At 72.6% G+C, this 15,255-nt stretch carries 14 protein-coding genes; 8 read left to right on the top strand and 6 right to left on the bottom strand.

What is annotated here, in order from left to right; all coding sequences use genetic code 11:
• Positions 1-959: ATP-binding protein (locus G3573_RS12830; protein ID WP_240454679.1), on the top strand; the 959-nt coding region annotated here is incomplete at its 5' end.
• The gene (locus G3573_RS12825; RefSeq protein WP_163261504.1) at positions 956-1,636 is read left to right on the top strand and encodes a response regulator transcription factor; all 681 of its coding nucleotides are present in this window, start codon (positions 956-958) and stop codon (positions 1,634-1,636) included. The genes G3573_RS12830 and G3573_RS12825, both read left to right, overlap by 4 nt.
• Positions 1,637-2,049: 413 nt before the next feature.
• Here the strand turns inward: G3573_RS12825 and G3573_RS12820 are convergent, their stop codons facing one another.
• Positions 2,050-3,864: a glycoside hydrolase family 15 protein gene (locus tag G3573_RS12820; RefSeq protein WP_163261502.1), complete on the bottom strand. Its 1,815-nt coding sequence runs from the start codon at positions 3,862-3,864 to the stop codon at positions 2,050-2,052.
• Positions 3,865-3,945: 81 nt separating this feature from the next.
• Between G3573_RS12820 and G3573_RS12815 the strand changes: the two genes are divergently transcribed.
• Together G3573_RS12815 and G3573_RS12810 are read left to right on the top strand one after the other, a co-directional pair.
• A complete protein-coding gene (locus G3573_RS12815; RefSeq protein WP_163261501.1) occupies positions 3,946-5,205 on the top strand; it encodes an NAD(P)/FAD-dependent oxidoreductase in 1,260 nt (419 codons plus the stop codon).
• A 57-nt stretch (positions 5,206-5,262) separates the two neighbouring features.
• Positions 5,263-6,693 (top strand): NAD-dependent succinate-semialdehyde dehydrogenase, encoded by a 1,431-nt coding sequence (locus G3573_RS12810; RefSeq protein WP_163261499.1) that lies wholly within the window; start codon positions 5,263-5,265, stop codon positions 6,691-6,693.
• Between the two features lie 97 nt (positions 6,694-6,790).
• Here the strand turns inward: G3573_RS12810 and G3573_RS12805 are convergent, their stop codons facing one another.
• The gene (locus tag G3573_RS12805) at positions 6,791-7,132 is read right to left on the bottom strand and encodes an endonuclease domain-containing protein (RefSeq protein WP_163261497.1); all 342 of its coding nucleotides are present in this window, start codon (positions 7,130-7,132) and stop codon (positions 6,791-6,793) included.
• 247 nt (positions 7,133-7,379) lie between these two features.
• Between G3573_RS12805 and clpB the strand changes: the two genes are divergently transcribed.
• Complete coding sequence (clpB, locus tag G3573_RS12800) at positions 7,380-9,959, top strand: ATP-dependent chaperone ClpB (protein WP_163261495.1); 2,580 nt, start codon at positions 7,380-7,382, stop codon at positions 9,957-9,959.
• Between the two features lie 93 nt (positions 9,960-10,052).
• On the opposite strand, the gene G3573_RS12795 is transcribed toward clpB, so the two are convergent.
• Positions 10,053-10,865: a hypothetical protein gene (locus G3573_RS12795; RefSeq protein ID WP_163261493.1), complete on the bottom strand. Its 813-nt coding sequence runs from the start codon at positions 10,863-10,865 to the stop codon at positions 10,053-10,055.
• Between the two features lie 143 nt (positions 10,866-11,008).
• Between G3573_RS12795 and G3573_RS12790 the strand changes: the two genes are divergently transcribed.
• The 3 genes from G3573_RS12790 (at position 11,009) to G3573_RS12780 (ending at position 12,628) form a co-directional block, all read left to right on the top strand.
• Positions 11,009-11,185, top strand: a complete 177-nt coding sequence (locus G3573_RS12790; RefSeq protein WP_163261491.1) for a hypothetical protein — start codon at positions 11,009-11,011, stop codon at positions 11,183-11,185.
• A 62-nt stretch (positions 11,186-11,247) separates the two neighbouring features.
• Positions 11,248-11,403, top strand: coding sequence for a hypothetical protein (locus tag G3573_RS12785; RefSeq protein WP_163261489.1), 156 nt, complete (start codon positions 11,248-11,250; stop codon positions 11,401-11,403).
• Positions 11,404-11,584: 181 nt separating this feature from the next.
• The gene (locus G3573_RS12780; protein ID WP_163261487.1) at positions 11,585-12,628 is read left to right on the top strand and encodes an FUSC family protein; all 1,044 of its coding nucleotides are present in this window, start codon (positions 11,585-11,587) and stop codon (positions 12,626-12,628) included.
• A 3-nt stretch (positions 12,629-12,631) separates the two neighbouring features.
• Here the strand turns inward: G3573_RS12780 and G3573_RS12775 are convergent, their stop codons facing one another.
• From G3573_RS12775 to G3573_RS12765, 3 genes are all read right to left on the bottom strand, one after another.
• Complete coding sequence (locus G3573_RS12775) at positions 12,632-12,982, bottom strand: phage holin family protein (protein ID WP_346427381.1); 351 nt, start codon at positions 12,980-12,982, stop codon at positions 12,632-12,634.
• A 73-nt stretch (positions 12,983-13,055) separates the two neighbouring features.
• On the bottom strand, positions 13,056-14,984 hold the full coding sequence (locus G3573_RS12770) for a hypothetical protein (RefSeq protein ID WP_163261485.1): 1,929 nt from the start codon (positions 14,982-14,984) through the stop codon (positions 13,056-13,058).
• A 50-nt stretch (positions 14,985-15,034) separates the two neighbouring features.
• On the bottom strand, positions 15,035-15,255 hold a 221-nt coding region (locus G3573_RS12765), incomplete at its 5' end, for a lysozyme inhibitor LprI family protein (RefSeq protein ID WP_205598236.1).

Here is a 15,255-nt window from a genome sequence, read left to right as displayed (position 1 = left end):
ACGGCCAGCCGCGCGCCGGCGCCCTGCTGGCCCGCCGCCGCGCCGAGCCCGGCGTGGAGACCCTGATGGACGGCCCGTGGCGCGCCCGGCGCATGTGTATCGACGGCGAGGAGCTCGGCGTGGCGGTCTGGCGCATCGGCGAGACCGCGGCGCACGAACTCGACCAGGTCGACCGGCTGGCCGACATCCTCGCCGACCTGGGCGCCGCCGCCACCGCGCGCGCCCGGCTCAGCGCCCACAAGGCCGCCGCCGACGCCCTGGTCAGCACCGAGAAGCTGCGGACGGCGCTGCTGTCGTCGATCTCGCACGACCTGCGCACGCCGCTGGCCGCTATTCTGGCCTCGTCGAGCAGCCTGAAGGACTATGACGCGCAGTTCTCCCCGGAGACGCGGCGGGATCTCGCCGCCAATATCCAGGAGGAGGCCGAAAGGCTGAACCGCTACGTGACCAACCTGCTCAGCATGACGCGCCTGGAATCCGGCGCCCTGGACATGGAGCTGCACGCGATCTCCGCCTTCGAGGTGGCCGCCGCCGCCGCCCAGCGGGTGGAGCGCCGCAAGGGCGCGCGCCGCCTGTTGCTGAGCGGGCCGGAGCGGCCGCTGTTCGTGCGCGCCGACCCGGTCCTGCTGGAGCAGGCGCTGGCCAACGTGGTCGAGAACGCCATCGCCTATTCGCCGGACGGCACCGACGTCGAGCTGCGGGTCACCGAGCGCGACGGCGGGGTCGAGATCGAGGTCGTCGACGCCGGTCCCGGCGTGCCGGAGGCCGAGATCGGCAAGATCTTCGACAAGTTCTACCGCTCGGCCGGCACCCGCCAGATCGCCGAGGGCGCGGGCATGGGCCTGCCGATCGCCCGGGGCTTCGTCGAGGCGGTGGGCGGCGCCATGACGGCGCGCGCTCGGCCGGACGGCGCGAGCGGCCTGAGCGTTCTGGTGACCCTTCCGGAGGCCAAGGCATGAGCGCCAGCGTCCTGCTCGTCGACGACGAGCCGCAGATCCTGCGGGCCCTGACCCCGGCGCTGGAGGCGGCCGGCTACGCGGTCAGCGTCGCCGACTGCGGCCAGGCGGCCCTGTCGCGACTGGCCAGCGACGGCTTCGACGCCATCCTGCTGGACCTCGGCCTGCCGGACATGGACGGCAAGGACGTGATCGCCCGCGTGCGCGAATGGTCGGAAGCGCCGATCCTGGTGCTGAGCGCGCGCGACATCGAGAACGAGAAGATCGAGGCGCTGGACCTCGGGGCCGACGACTATGTCAGCAAGCCCTTCGCCATGGGCGAGTTGCTGGCGCGGCTGCGCGCGTCCCTGCGCGGCCGCGAGCGGCGCTTCTCGACCCGCTCGCACTTCTCGGCCGGGCCGCTGTTCATCGACTTCTCCCAGCGGCTGGTGCGGCTGGAGGGCGAGGAGGTGAAGCTCACCCCTAAGGAGTATGACCTGCTCCGCACCCTGGCCCGTCACTCGGGGCGGGTGGTCACCCACCGCCAGCTGATCGCGGCGGTGTGGGGCGGCGACGCCGACGCCCAGTCGGTGCGGGTGCTGGCCGCCCAGGTGCGCCAGAAGCTGGAGGTCGACGCCTCGCGGCCCAAGCTGATCGTCACCGAGCAGGGCGTCGGCTACCGGCTGGTGGGCGAGGACTGACCGTTCAGCTTCACGGGCCAGCTTCACGGGCCAGCTTCACGGGGACGTGATCCCTAAGGTTGAACCCCTAGGTGAAACGGGCGTTTCGATCGGCGCGACGACAAAGACACGTGAGGCGGCGGTCCCCTACAGCCCCCCAGACGACGGCCGTCTCGTCGCCGCATTCAGCCCCCCGGCGTCCCCGTCGCCGGGGGGCTTCGTCGTTTCCGGCCGCTCGGACCTACGGACGGATAAGTCTCAAGGCGCGGACCGCCGCGCTCGAACCCGACGGGCCGGCGCGCGTTTCGATCCCCGACGACAGATGAGGGACGGCCGGCTCCCCCCCCAATCCCCCGACCGCCGGTCGTTCCGATGTCGCCCCAGCCCTCCGGCGTCCCCCCGCGCCGGAGGGCTTCTTCGTTTCCAGGGAGGCCTCAGGCCCGGCCGCCGGCGGTGTCGGCGCGGGCGTGCTCGGCGAGCGCGCGCCCGGGCGCCGTCAGGCCGTGGGCGGTGTTGATCAGGGCCACGTGCGAGAAGGCCTGGGGGAAGTTGCCCAGCTGCCGGCCCGCCCGGGGATCGTACTCCTCGGCCAGCAGGCCGAGGTCGTTGCTGAGCGCCAGCAACCGCTCGAATAGGGCCCGCGCGTCGTCCTCGCGGCCGCACATCCGGTAGACGTCGCAGAGCCAGAAGCTGCAGGCCAGGAAGGCGCCCTCCTCGCCGGGCAGGCCGTCCAGATCGCCATGGACCGAATAGCGGCGCACCAGCCCGTCCTCCAGCAACTCGCGCTCGACCGCGGCCAGGGTGCCCAGCACGCGCGGATCGTCCGGCGGCAGGAAGCCGACGATCGGGATGTACAGCAGGGCCGCGTCGACATTGGTCGCGCCGTAGTACTGGACGAAGGTCCCGCGCCGGCGGTCGAAGCCCCTCTCGCAGACCTCGGCGCGGATCGCCTCGCGCACCTCGCACCAGTGGTCGACGGGGCCCTCCAGGCCGAAGGCCCGCGCGCTGGCGACCATCCGGTCGAAGGCGTACCAGGCCATCACCTTGGAGTGCACGAAGTGGCGTTGCGGGCCGCGCACCTCCCATAGGCCGGCGTCTGGTTCGCGCCAGACATCCTCAAGATGGCGCAGGATCACCTGCTGCAGTCGCCATGAGTCGTGATCGGCGCCCATGCCGAAGCGCCGGGCGGCGTGAAGCACGCCCGTCAGCTCCCCGAACACGTCGAGCTGCAACTGCTGCTGGGCGGCGTTTCCGACCCGCACGGGCCGGCTGTCGGCGAAGCCCGGCAACCAGTCCAGGATGGACTCCGGCAGGCGCGGCTCGCCGTGCAGGCCGTACATGATCTGCAGGTCTTGCGGCGATCCGGCCGCCGCCCGCAGCAGCCATCGCCGCCACGACTCCGCCTCGCGCCGGTAGCCTGAGGAGAGCAGGGCGTAGAGCGTCAGGGTGGCGTCGCGGATCCAGCAGTAGCGGTAGTCCCAGTTGCGGGCGCCGCCGATCTCCTCCGGCAGCGAGGTGGTCGGCGCCGCGACGATGCCGCCGGTCGGCTGATAGGTCAGCAGCTTCAGGGTGATCAGCGAGCGCTCGACCGCCTCGCGCCACGGCCCGCGATAGCTGCTGCGTCCGATCCACCGCCGCCAGGCCCGGTCCACGAGGTCGAGCAGGCGGCGCGGGTCGCGTTCGGGCGGCGGCTTGAGGTGGGAGGGAAACCAGGTGAGGGCGAAGGGCGTGCGCTCGCCGGCGCCGACCGTGAAGTCCGCGCAGGTGGTCCAGTCCCGATTGACCAGGGGGACGGGCGAGGTCAGCCGCACCGCGTCGGGCCCGGCCACGGCGATCACCCCGCCCTCGACCCGGCGCAGCCACGGCGTCAGCCGCCCGTAGTCGAAGCGGAAGCGCAGGGTCGTGCGCATGTCCACCTCGCCCTCGTCGCCGCGGACCAGGCGGATCAGCTGCGAGCCGGGCTCGCCGGCGACCGGGGCCATGAAGTCGATCACCGTGGCGGCGCCGGTCCGCGTCTCGAACCGCGTCTCCAGCACCGCGGTGCCGGTCCGGTAGCGGCGGCTGACCCGCGCGGTCGAATCGGCGGCGGCGAGCGTCCAGTGGCCGTGGTTCTCGTCGCCCAGAAGGGCGGCGAACACGGCGGCGGAGTCGAAGCGCGGAAAGCACAGCCACTCGACCGAGCCGTCGCGCGAGACCAGGGCCGCGCTGCGGGAATCGCCGATCAGGCCGTAGTCCTCGATCCGCTTCATGCCGGAGGAACTGTCCCGGCGCGGCGGGGCTCCATCGGCGCGCGGCTTGACCCGACCGAGCCGCCCGGCGACCACTGGCGCATGGGGCATTCGGTGGGGATTTCCGGCGCGGGGCCGGCCGGGCTGGCGGCGGCGCTGCTGCTCAAGCGGGCCGGGCACGCGCCGGTGGTGTTCGAGCGGTTCGAACAGGCCCGTCCGGTCGGCTCGGGCCTGATGATGCAGCCCACGGGGCTGGCCGTCCTGCGCGCGCTGGGGCTGGAGGCGGAGCTGCGCGCCCATGGCCAGCCGATCGCCCACATGTTCGGCCGCGCGGTCGGGTCCGGACGGGTGGTGCTGGACGTGCGCTACGACGCTTTGGCTCCGGGGACGCGGGCGTTGGCGGTGCACCGCTCGGCCCTGTTCGGGGTGCTGTACGCGGCGGCCGAGCGCGAGGGCGTCGAGATCGAGACCGGGTTCGAGGTCGCGGGCCTTGAGCGGGCGGCCTGCGGCCGGCCCCGGCTGGTCGACGCGCGCGGGCGCGAACGGGGACCGTTCGACCTGGTGGTGGACGCCTCGGGCGCCCGCTCGCCCCTGGCTGGCCTGTGCGGGTCGAAGCCGCCGACGGCGCTCGACTACGGCGCGGTTTGGGCCACCCTGCCGTGGCCGCAGGGCGCCGGCTTCGAGCTGGAGGCGCTGGAGCAGCGCTATCGCCGGGCCGACACCATGGTCGGCGTCCTGCCGGTCGGCCGGCGTTGGGGCGAGGCGGAGCCCGTCACCACCTTCTTCTGGAGCCTGAAGCCGGCGCACTACGCGGCCTGGCGCGAGCGCGGGCTCGACGCCTGGAAGGCGGATGTCCTGCAGGTCTGGCCGCAGGTCGCGCCGCTGCTGGAGAAGATCGCTTCGCCCGACGACCTGGTGCTGGCCCGCTACGCCCACCACACCCTGGCGCGGCCGTATGCGCAGCGGCTGGCGGTGATCGGCGACGCGGCGCATGCGACCAGCCCGCAGCTGGGCCAGGGCTGCAACATGGCCCTGCTGGACGCCGCCGCCCTGGCCGCCGGGCTGGCGCGCCACGCCGACGTCGGAGAGGCGCTAGCGGCCTACGCCCGGCTGCGGCGCGGGCACGTGCGGCTGTACCAGACGCTCAGCCGGCTGTTCACGCCGTTCTACCAGTCCGACAGCCGACTGCTGCCGGCCGTGCGCGACGTCCTGCTGTCGCCGGCCAGCGGCCTGCCGTTCGCGCCGCGGGTGCTGGCGACTCTGGTGTCGGGGCTGATCGGCGACCCGCTGGCGCGACTTGATCTTGAGCATGCGCCCTCGGCCGCGACGGCGGAGGGGAGGCCGCTGGCGGCGGCCGGCTGAGGCGAACCCCGGTCGCGCGGGGCGCGTTTTGCGCGCGACTCTTCGGAGGACCCCGACATGGCTGACCAACCCGGCGGCGGCGGACGCCCGCGCGTCCAGACGGTGAACCCCGCGACCGGCGAACCCGGCAAGGCCTACGACGCGCACACGATCGAGGACGCGCGCGCGGCCGCGGCCGAGGCCCACGAGGCGTTCCTGTCCTGGCGGCGGACCTCCTTCGCCGAGCGGGCGGCGGTGATCCGCAAGGCCGGCGCGATCCTGCGCGAGCGCAAGGACGAGTTCGCCCGGCTGATGACCGAGGAGATGGGCAAGACGCTCAGCGACGGTCAGGCCGAGGTGGAGAAGTGCGCCTTTCACTGCGACTGGTTCGCCGAGCACGCCGAGGGCTACCTGGCGCGAGAGCCGGCCGACCTCGGCCACGGCGAGGCCTTCGTGACCTTCAACCCGCTGGGCGTGGTGCTGGCGGTGATGCCGTGGAACTTCCCGTTCTGGCAGGTGATGCGCTTCGCCGTCCCCGCGCTGATGGCCGGCAACGGCGGACTGCTGAAGCACGCCAGCAACGTGCCCGGCTCGGCCCTGGCGATCGAGGAGGTGCTGCTTCAGGCCGGCCTGCCCAAGGGGCTGTTCCGCACCCTGCTGCTCTCCAGCCGCGACGTGGAGGCGCTGATCGAGGACGAGCACGTCGGCGCCGTCACCCTGACCGGCAGCGTGCCGGCCGGGCGCAGCGTGGCGACGGCGGCCGGCGGCGTGCTGAAGAAGTGCGTGCTGGAGCTGGGCGGGGCCGATCCCTATGTGGTGCTGGAGGACGTCGACGTGGCGGCCGCCGCGCGCATCTGCGCGACCGCGCGCATGGTCAACGGCGGCCAGAGCTGCATCGCCGGCAAGCGCTTCATCGTGGTGCGTCCGGTGCTGGAGGCCTTCGAGCGCGCCGTGGTCGAGGCCATGCGCGGTTATCCGATGGGCGACCCGACCCGGCCCGAGACGAAGCTGGGGCCGATGCAGAGCGTGCAGGCCCGCGACGACATCCACCGCCAGGTGACCGAAAGTGTGCAGAGGGGCGCGCGTCTGCTGCTGGGCGGCGAAATCCCCGACCGGCCGGGCGCCTGGTATCCGGCCACGGTGCTTGCCGACGTGCGCCCCGGCCAGCCGGCCCACGACGAGGAGGTGTTCGGCCCGGTCGCCGCCATCATCGCGGCCGAGGACGAGGCCGACGCGATCCGCATCGCCAACGCCAGCGAGTTCGGCCTGGGCTCGGGCGTGCTGACCGCCGACCTCGACCGCGGCCGCCGGATCACGGCGAAGGAGCTGGAGGCGGGCATGAGCTTCGTGAACGAGAACGTGCGCTCCGATCCCCGCATGCCGTTCGGCGGGGTGAAGCACTCCGGCTTCGGCCGCGAATGCGGCCAGTACGGCATCCGCGAGTTCGTGAACATCAAGACGGTGCACGTGCAGACCCTGGCGAAGGCCAGGGGCAGTTCGGTGGAGTGACTAGTCTCCTCCCCCCCCCTGTGTGGGGGAAGGAGGGCCCCGCGCGCCGGAGCGCGGCAGCGCGGAGGCCCGCGCGGGAGGAAGAGGGGGCTGCGCGCTACGCCACCAGGCCCGCGGCCTTGAGGATCGCTTCGGCGGCGGCGTCGCCCAACGCCTCGTCGTTCCGGAAGCGCAGCACCCGGAAGCCCTCGGATTCGAACCAAGCGTCGCGCCGGGCGTCGTACTCGGGATTGCGATGCGCCCCGCCGTCCGCTTCGACGACGAGCTTCGGCGTGAAGCAGGCGAAGTCGGCGATGTAGTCACCGATCGGGACCTGACGCCGGAACTTCAACCCGCCGAGCTGGCCGCGCCGCAGCAGCGCCCAGAGGCGAGCTTCCGTGGAGGTGGGCTCGGCCCGCATGTGACGGGCACGCCGGCGAAGGACGAGCGGGTCGGCCATCGGTGGAGCTTGGCGGAACTTGATGTCGGGCGCGAGTCCCGGGGGCGGGCGCGCGGTCCCCCTCTTCCTCCCGCGCAGGCCTTCGGCTTCGCCTCCGGCGCGCGGGGCCCTCCTTCCCCCACACAGGGGGGAAGGAGAATCCACAGCTTGTTCGGCCCGAGTGCGGTCCCTACATCGCCTGCAGGCCGGACGGCGTCGCTTCGTGTGAGGGCGTGGTCCGGGCATCCGCCTGAATGGGGATACGCACTTGAATCTCGACGTCTATTCCGACCGCGCCAAGCAGGCTGTGCAGTCGGCCCAGTCGCTCGCGCTCGCGCGGCGGCACCAGCATCTCTCGCCCGAACACTTCCTGAAGGTGCTGCTGGAGGAGCGCGACGGGCTTTCGCGCCAGCTGATCCAGCAGGCCGGCGGCAAGCCCGACACGGCCGTGCGCGAAGCCGACGCGGCGCTGGCCAAGCTGCCGGCGGTGCAGGGCGGCTCCGGCCAGCTGTACCTGAAGCCCGAGACCGCGCGGACCTTCGCCGCAGCGGAAGAAGACGCCAAGAAGGCCGGCGACGCCTTCGTCACCACCGAGCGCCTGCTGGTCGCGCTCGCCAAGGAAGGCGGCGAGGCCGCCGAGGTGCTGAAGAAGGCCGGGGTCAACGCCGCCGGTCTCGAGGAAGCCGCCAAGTCCCTGCGCAAGGGCAAGACCGCCGACAGCGCCGGGGCCGAGGACGCCTACGACGCGCTGAAGCGCTACGCCCGCGACCTGACCGCCGCCGCCCGCGACGGCAAGATCGATCCGGTGATCGGCCGCGACGAGGAGATCCGCCGCACCATCCAGGTGCTGGCCCGGCGCACCAAGAACAACCCCGTGCTGATCGGCGAGCCCGGCGTCGGCAAGACCGCCATCGTCGAAGGCCTGGCGCTGCGCATCGTCAACGGCGACGTGCCCGAGAGCCTGAAGGACAAGAAGCTGCTGGCGCTGGACATGGGCTCGCTGATCGCGGGGGCGAAGTACCGCGGCGAGTTCGAGGAGCGGCTGAAGGCGGTGCTGAACGAGGTCACCGCCGCCGAAGGCCAGATCGTGCTGTTCATCGACGAGATGCACACGCTGGTGGGCGCCGGGAAATCGGACGGCGCCATGGACGCCTCGAACCTGCTCAAGCCCGCCCTGGCGCGCGGCGAGCTGCACTGCGTGGGCGCCACCACGCTCGACGAGTACCGCAAGCACGTCGAGAAGGACGCGGCCCTGGCCCGCAGATTCCAGCCGGTGTTCGTGGCCGAGCCGACCGTGGAGGACACGGTCTCGATCCTGCGCGGGCTGAAGGAGAAGTACGAGCTGCACCACGGGGTGCGCATCTCCGACAGCGCCATCGTGGCCGCCGCCACCCTGTCCAACCGCTACATCACCGACCGCTTCCTGCCCGACAAGGCGATCGACCTGGTCGACGAGGCGGCCAGCCGCGTGCGCATGGCGGTCGACAGCAAGCCCGAGGAGCTGGACGAGATCGACCGGCGCCTGGTGCAGCTGAAGATCGAGCGCGAGGCGCTGAAACTGGAAACCGACGCGGCCTCGAAGGCCCGGCTGGAGAAGCTGGACGACGAGATCGACGACCTGGACGGCCGCTCGGCCGAGATGACCGCCCGCTGGAAGGCGGAGAAGGAGAAGGTCGGCCAGGCCGCCAAGGTGCGCGAGACCCTGGACCGGCTGCGCGCCGAGCTGACCGACGCCCAGCGGCGCGGCGACTTCGCCCGCGCCGGCGAGATCCAGTACGGCCAGATCCCGAACCTGGAAAAGTCGCTGGCCGAGGCCGAGGCCAACGAGCAGGACGCGCTCACCCCCGAGGTGGTCGACGCCGAGCAGATCGCCGCGGTGGTCTCCCGCTGGACCGGCGTGCCGGTCGAGAAGATGCTGGAGGGCGAGCGCGAGAAGCTGCTGCACATGGAGCAGTCGCTGCGCGGGCGCGTGGTCGGCCAGGAAGAAGCCCTGACCGCCGTGTCCGACGCCGTGCGCCGGGCGCGCGCGGGCCTGAAGGACCCCAACCGGCCGATCGGCTCGTTCCTGTTCCTGGGCCCGACGGGCGTGGGCAAGACCGAGCTGACCAAGGCGCTGGCCGAGTTCCTGTTCGACGACGAGCACGCCGTCACCCGCCTCGACATGAGCGAGTACATGGAGAAGCACTCGGTGGCGCGCATGATCGGCGCGCCTCCGGGCTATGTCGGCTACGAGGAGGGCGGCGCCCTGACCGAAAGCGTGCGCCGGCGGCCCTACCAGGTCGTGCTGTTCGACGAGGTCGAGAAGGCCCACCCGGACGTCTTCAACGTGCTGCTGCAGGTGCTGGACGACGGGCGGCTGACCGACGGCCAGGGCCGCACGGTCGACTTCCGCAACGTGCTGATCGTCATGACCTCGAACCTGGGGTCGGAATACCTGGCCAACATGACCGAGGACCAGGACGTCGACGTCGTGCGCCCGATGGTCATGGAGGTCGTGCGCGGCCACTTCCGTCCGGAATTCCTGAACCGCATCGACGAGGTGATCCTGTTCCACCGGCTGGCGCGCGCCCACATGGGCGACATCGTCAGGATCCAACTGGAGCGGGTCGAGAAGCTGCTGGCCGACCGGCGCATGTCGATCGCGCTGGACCCGGCGGCGATGAACTGGCTGGCCGAGCGCGGCTACGATCCCGTCTACGGGGCGCGGCCGCTGAAGCGGGTGATCCAGAAGGAGCTGGTCGACAAGGTCGCCAAGAAGCTGCTGGCCGGCGAGTTCGCCGACGGCGAGGTGATCGCGGTGGGCGCCGGCGCCGACGGGCTGGAGATCGGCAAGGCGGCGGTGCACTGACTCCCTAGAACCCTCTCCCCGCTTGCGGGGAGAGGGCAGGGTGAGGGGGCCTGTCCGCCGCACCCGGTTCGCCGTGGAAGTCTCCCCCTACCCTCACCCTGCGCTCTCCTGCCCCGGGGCGGGCGAGGGTTCTGATTTGGGTGAAGAGGGCGGCGGTAGCGACCGGACGAAGGCGACCAGGTTCACCGGCTGCACGCGGATTATGCCGGCGCGCGGGCTGTCGATGTCGGCGATCAGCAGGAACGGCACCGAGACGATCACCGGCAGGATGGCGAGGATCCGCGTGCCCTTGCGGTGCTCGACGGCGCCCAGCAGCACGTTGCTCGCGAACGCCATCAGCAGCATCAGCCCCCAGGCGCCGATCGGTATGTGGTTGCGCCAGGCCGCGCCGGTGTAGCCCTGCGCGTTCAGCACGTCGTTCATCCCGGACACCACGAGGGCCGCGACCGGGGTCGGGGCCGCTTCGGCGGGACCCGCCACCGCGGACCACATCTGCCTCTGCAGCCTCGCCGTCTCGGCGTCGATCCGATCGAGCCGGGCCGGATCGCTCTCCCGGTGGAACAGGATGCGTTGGCCGGTGTAGCGGACCAGCAGGTCTCGCACGGAGGCCGCCGCCGTCGGCGGCAGCAGGTCGGCGCGGACGTATTCGGTGCCGATGGCGTTGGCCTCGCTCGCCTCCAGGTCCTTGCGCGCGTCGTAGCGCGTGACCGCCATCAGGAAGCTGAAGCCGATGATCAAGGCCTGCAGCGTCAGGGTGGCGCCCAGAATGGCGCTGAAGTCGGCGCGCTCGGTGTCGACCGCGGCGCGTCCCCGCTGGCGCAGGGCGTGGCCGAGGCGTGCCCCCAGCCACTGCACCACGAGGGCGACGATGAAGATCGCGAACGGGTGGTGGTAGAAGCCGGCCATGCGCTGCACCTGCGCCGTCCCGCCGACGGGTCCAGGCCGCTCCCGGGACGGGCCATCGGGGAAACCCTGACTGAATGAACGGCCGAGGCCGGCTTTCGGTTCAGCGTCTTGCAGCTTCGCCGCGCCACGCTCAGACTGTCGGCATGAGACCGATCACGCTTTCCGACAAGCTGCAGATGATCCGCGACCGGTACTACCTGCTGGTCGGGCCGCTGGTGCTGCTGCTGGCGTTCGGGCTGGGCAATTCGCCGGTCCTGGCCTGGACCGCGGGATTGATCCTCGCGGCGGCGACCGTGCTGAAGTTCACCCAGCGGCGCTGAGCTGGCTGCGGCAACGTCAGACGATGCTTTGCGTTTGACGTTCGTAGCTTTGGAGCAGCGTGATGAAACTGGCGGCCAACGCCGGCCAGAACACGACCACGGTGACCCGCGAGGTCCCGGCCCCGACCCCGCCGCCGACCACCAAGGAAGAGAGCACCTCGGTCAGGATCGACGAAAACGGCGCCACCGTACGCAACGAGACCAAAGGCCCGGACTGACCCGCGACCCGCCTCGTGCGCGTCGCCCGCAACACCTTTTGGCCGGACCCGTTCAGGGGCGAGGACCAAAGCCGCGGCGAGTAGACGCCTGACCGAGCCCCCGCCCGACAGCGAACCGCGCCGTCCCTGGCCGGAGAGGATCGCCACCGCGACCCGGGTCCTGGTCACGCCCGGGCCGCGCATGGTCGACGAGCTGGAATGCGTCGCTTCGGTCCTGCTGGCCATCGTGTTCGGGCGCCTGGTCGGCGGCCAGCACATCGCTTGGGCGGCGTTCGCCGGCTACATGGTCATGCGCGGCCACGTGGCCGACAGCCTGCGCCGCGGCCTGCTGCGGATCACCGGCACGGTGGGCGGCGCCATGCTGGGCTGGGCGCACCTCGAGTTGCTGGGAACCGGACCCGTGCGCTCGGCCGTGGCGCTGGCGGCGGTCGGCGGGGTGACCCTCTACGCCGCCCTCACGACCAAGCGAAGCTACGCTTGGCTGTTCGTCGGCCTGACCTTCGCCGCGGTGGTGCTGGACCGGGTCGAACACCCGGACGCGCCGGTGGTCGCCCAGGCCCTGGTGCGGGTGAAGGAGGTGGTCGCCGGCACGCTCGCCTGCGTACTGGTCAGCGCGCTCTCGACCATGACCCTGCGCCGCCGCTGGCCGGGGCCGCGAAAGCCGGACCCCAAGGCGGAAGGCTGGCGGCCGGAGGCGGCGCGCCACGCCGCCCAGGCGGCCATCGCGCTGGCGACGCTGCCCCTGATCCGCCTGGTCTGGCCCTTGCCGGAGCTGGCCCAGGCGGCCGTGGCGATCATGGCGGTGATGATGGTCCCGGTCGGCGGGATCGGGGCCAGCGGCCTCAGGCCCGTGAGCCGGCGTATCGGCCTGCGGGTGGCGGGGTGCGCCGCCGGCGCCGCCGTCGCGGCCGCCTTCCTGCTGGTCTCGCGGGGCTCGCCGGCGGTGCTGATCGCCGGGACCATGGTCGGCGTGATCCTGGGCCGGCACATCGAGAACGGCGCCTCGTCGGTCGCCTACGCCGGCACCCAGTTCGTGCTGGCCGTGCTGGTCGCCCTGGTGCCGGACGACTACGCCAATCCGGACCTGAGCGGCGCCTGGGGGCGGTTGGCCGCGACCCTGATCGGCCTGTGCCTGATCGAGCCCGTACTGGTGGCCTGGCACGTCCTGGCCCCGCGTCGGGCGCCGGCGTCCGCGGACGTGCGGAGCGAGCCCGGGGAGGTCTGAAGCCTAGTCCTTGCGGCTCAGGACGTTGGCGGCCCAGCTGACCGCGCCGGTGACCACGGCCGCGCCGATCGCCGCCCAGAAGCCGTGCACCTCGAAGCCGCCAAGAAGCGCGGCGGTCAGGCCGATCGAGGCGGCGTTCACCACCAGCAGGAACAGGCCCAGCGTCAGCAGGGTGACCGGCAGGGTCAGCAGTACGATGAGCGGCCGCACCAGGGCGTTGACCACGCCCAGCAGCAGGGCGGCGGCGAGGATGTCGACCGCGCCGTGCAGCTCCACGCCCGGCACGACCTTCGACGACAGCCACAGGCCGGCGGCGCCGACGAGAAGACGAAGCAGAAACGCACCCAAAGCCACGCGACTCCTATCCAAGGCGGACAGGGTGCGTGGCGGGTGCGGCGAAGTTTGGGCGGCCTTCAGGGCGAGGAAGTCACCGCCGCAGCTTCGCCAACGCCGCGCGGTCGCCCGGCGACAGGTCCATGCCGGCGGCGGCGGCGAAGGCGGCCTGGGCCTCGCGCTCGCGACCCTGGGCGTGCAGGGCCGAGCCCAGGGCCAGGTGCAGGGCGCCCCAGTGCGGGGCGCGCTCGGCGGCCTTGCGGTAGAGGCGGATAGCGGCGCCGTGCTCGCCACGGCGGGCGCGGGCGTCGCCCTCGAACTTGTACGGATCGGCCCACCCGGGGCCCAGGCGCTGGGCCGTCTTGAAACGCTCGATCGCGCCGTCCAGGTCCCCGCGGGCGAGCCTGGCCTGGCCCCATTCGGCCCAGGCGTAGGGCGGGGAGGGCGCCAGGCGCACGGCTTCGGCGAACCAGCGGTCGGCGTGGCCGGCGTCGTCGGCCAGGGCCGCGATCTTGCCGCGCGTGCGCACGCACATCACGCAGTCGAGCGGGGTGGGCGCGATCAGAGCCCGGGCGCCGGCGATGTCGCCGGCATGGGCGCGCGCTTCGGCCAGGCGCGGGATCGAGAAGCGCAGGCGCATGACCTCGCCCGCCCGGCCGGTCTTCGCCGTGGCCGCGACCACCCGCTCGGCCACCGCGGCCGCGCCGGCCCAGTCGCCGACCTCCGCGGCTTCGAACCACTGCGGGACGTAGTCGCCGCCGCCGACGGAGAAGCCGGCGACGGAGGCGACGTCGAACTCCGGGTCGGCCGCGGCCAGGCGGATGGCGCGCGAAGCCGAAGCGTCGTGGTTGCGGGCCAGCAGGTCGGCGCGGGTGGGAGTCCAGGAGTCGGCCGCGCCCTGGAACGCCGGCAGGGTTTCCGCGCCCTCGAGGGTGGCGAGCGCGCCCGCGTAGTCGCCGATCAGGTACTGCTGGTAGGCGATCAGGGTGACGGGCAGGACGGCCCGGGCGTTCGGCGACAACGTCCTGAGATCGCGCTTGAGGCCCTGGGTCAGTGTGGCGGTCAGGTTGAGATTCGCCTCGTCGTGGCCCAGCGCCGCCTCGGCCGTGCCGGTGTTGATCATGCCCAGGAGAAGGCCGGGCTCTAGCGCCAGCGCGCGGCGGCCGGCCTCGCGCCCGCCCTCGAAGTCGCCGTCCAGGGACAGGAGGTTCGAGACCTGGGCCCAGGCCCACGGCTTCTCGCCAGCCGCGCCCTCGACCACCAGCTTGCGGGCCACTTCCAGGGATTTGGCGCGATCGCCGTGGTACTCCAGGTACTTGCTGTACTGGTAGGGCTGGGTCTCGGCGTAGACCCGCTCGGCGGCCTCCGTGATCAGCCGGTCGAGCTCGGCCTCGGGGCCGGTCACCGTCTCGCCGGCCTTGCCGCCGACCCGCACGGTCAGGGCGACCTTTCCGTCGGGCGCGCGCACCGCCTCGCCGGAGATGCGGGTTTGGCGGCCCAGCCAGGCGCGCAGGAAGCGCTGCAGGTCCTCGATCGACACGCCGGTCTGGGCGATCTCGACCTTGAGGTCCTGGGTCCAGCCGTCCTCGTAGCCGCCGCTGGCGCGGGCCGACTGGGACTGGGCGTCCATGGCGGCGATGCGGTCCATCACCCGAGTGGCCAGCACCGGGCCGTCCAGACCGCGCGCGGCGAAGTCCGGCGGCGTGCGGAAGGCCTCGACAACCCGGCTCTCGTCGTGGGCGGCGCTCCAGACCATGGCCCCAAGGGCGGCGGCCACGGTCACGCCGGCCAGGCCGGTCAGCACCTTCAGCGCGAAGCCGGCCCGCTCGCCGGCGATCTGCCAGCCGATCAGCCGCTCCTGCTGCAGCAGCAGCCGGCGCGCCGGGGTGTCGAGCCCGGCGTCGCCCTCGGCCAGGGCCTCCATGGCGATTTCGATCGGATCGGGCGTGGTCGGGGCCGGCCCCGGCGCAGCTTCCTTGCGCCGGCGCGCGCGCACCGGCGCCGGCATGGTCGTGTCGCTCATCCCCCACCCCCGTAGAAGAACGGGGTTTACTTACCGGGCGACGGGCGGACCTACCAGTCCCTGCGGCTCAGCTCGGCGATGCGGCGTTCGTAGGCGGGGCCGACCATGGAGGGATCGCGCAGCGCCGCGCCTTCACGCACGGCCATCCAGCGATCCTGGTCGGCCTTCAGGGCGCGCGGGTCGCGGGCGGAGCTGAGGGCGCGGCGGTAGATGGAGTCCATCCGCGCGTCGAGCGCCGCCAGGCTGGGATTGCGGCACACCTGCCGCTGTC

Origin of the sequence: Caulobacter sp. 17J65-9 (assembly GCF_010975005.1) — a bacterium.
GTDB lineage: Bacteria > Pseudomonadota > Alphaproteobacteria > Caulobacterales > Caulobacteraceae > 17J80-11.
The sequence above is the reverse complement of the archived record's forward strand: the minus strand, read 5'-3'. Positions and strand labels throughout refer to the sequence as shown.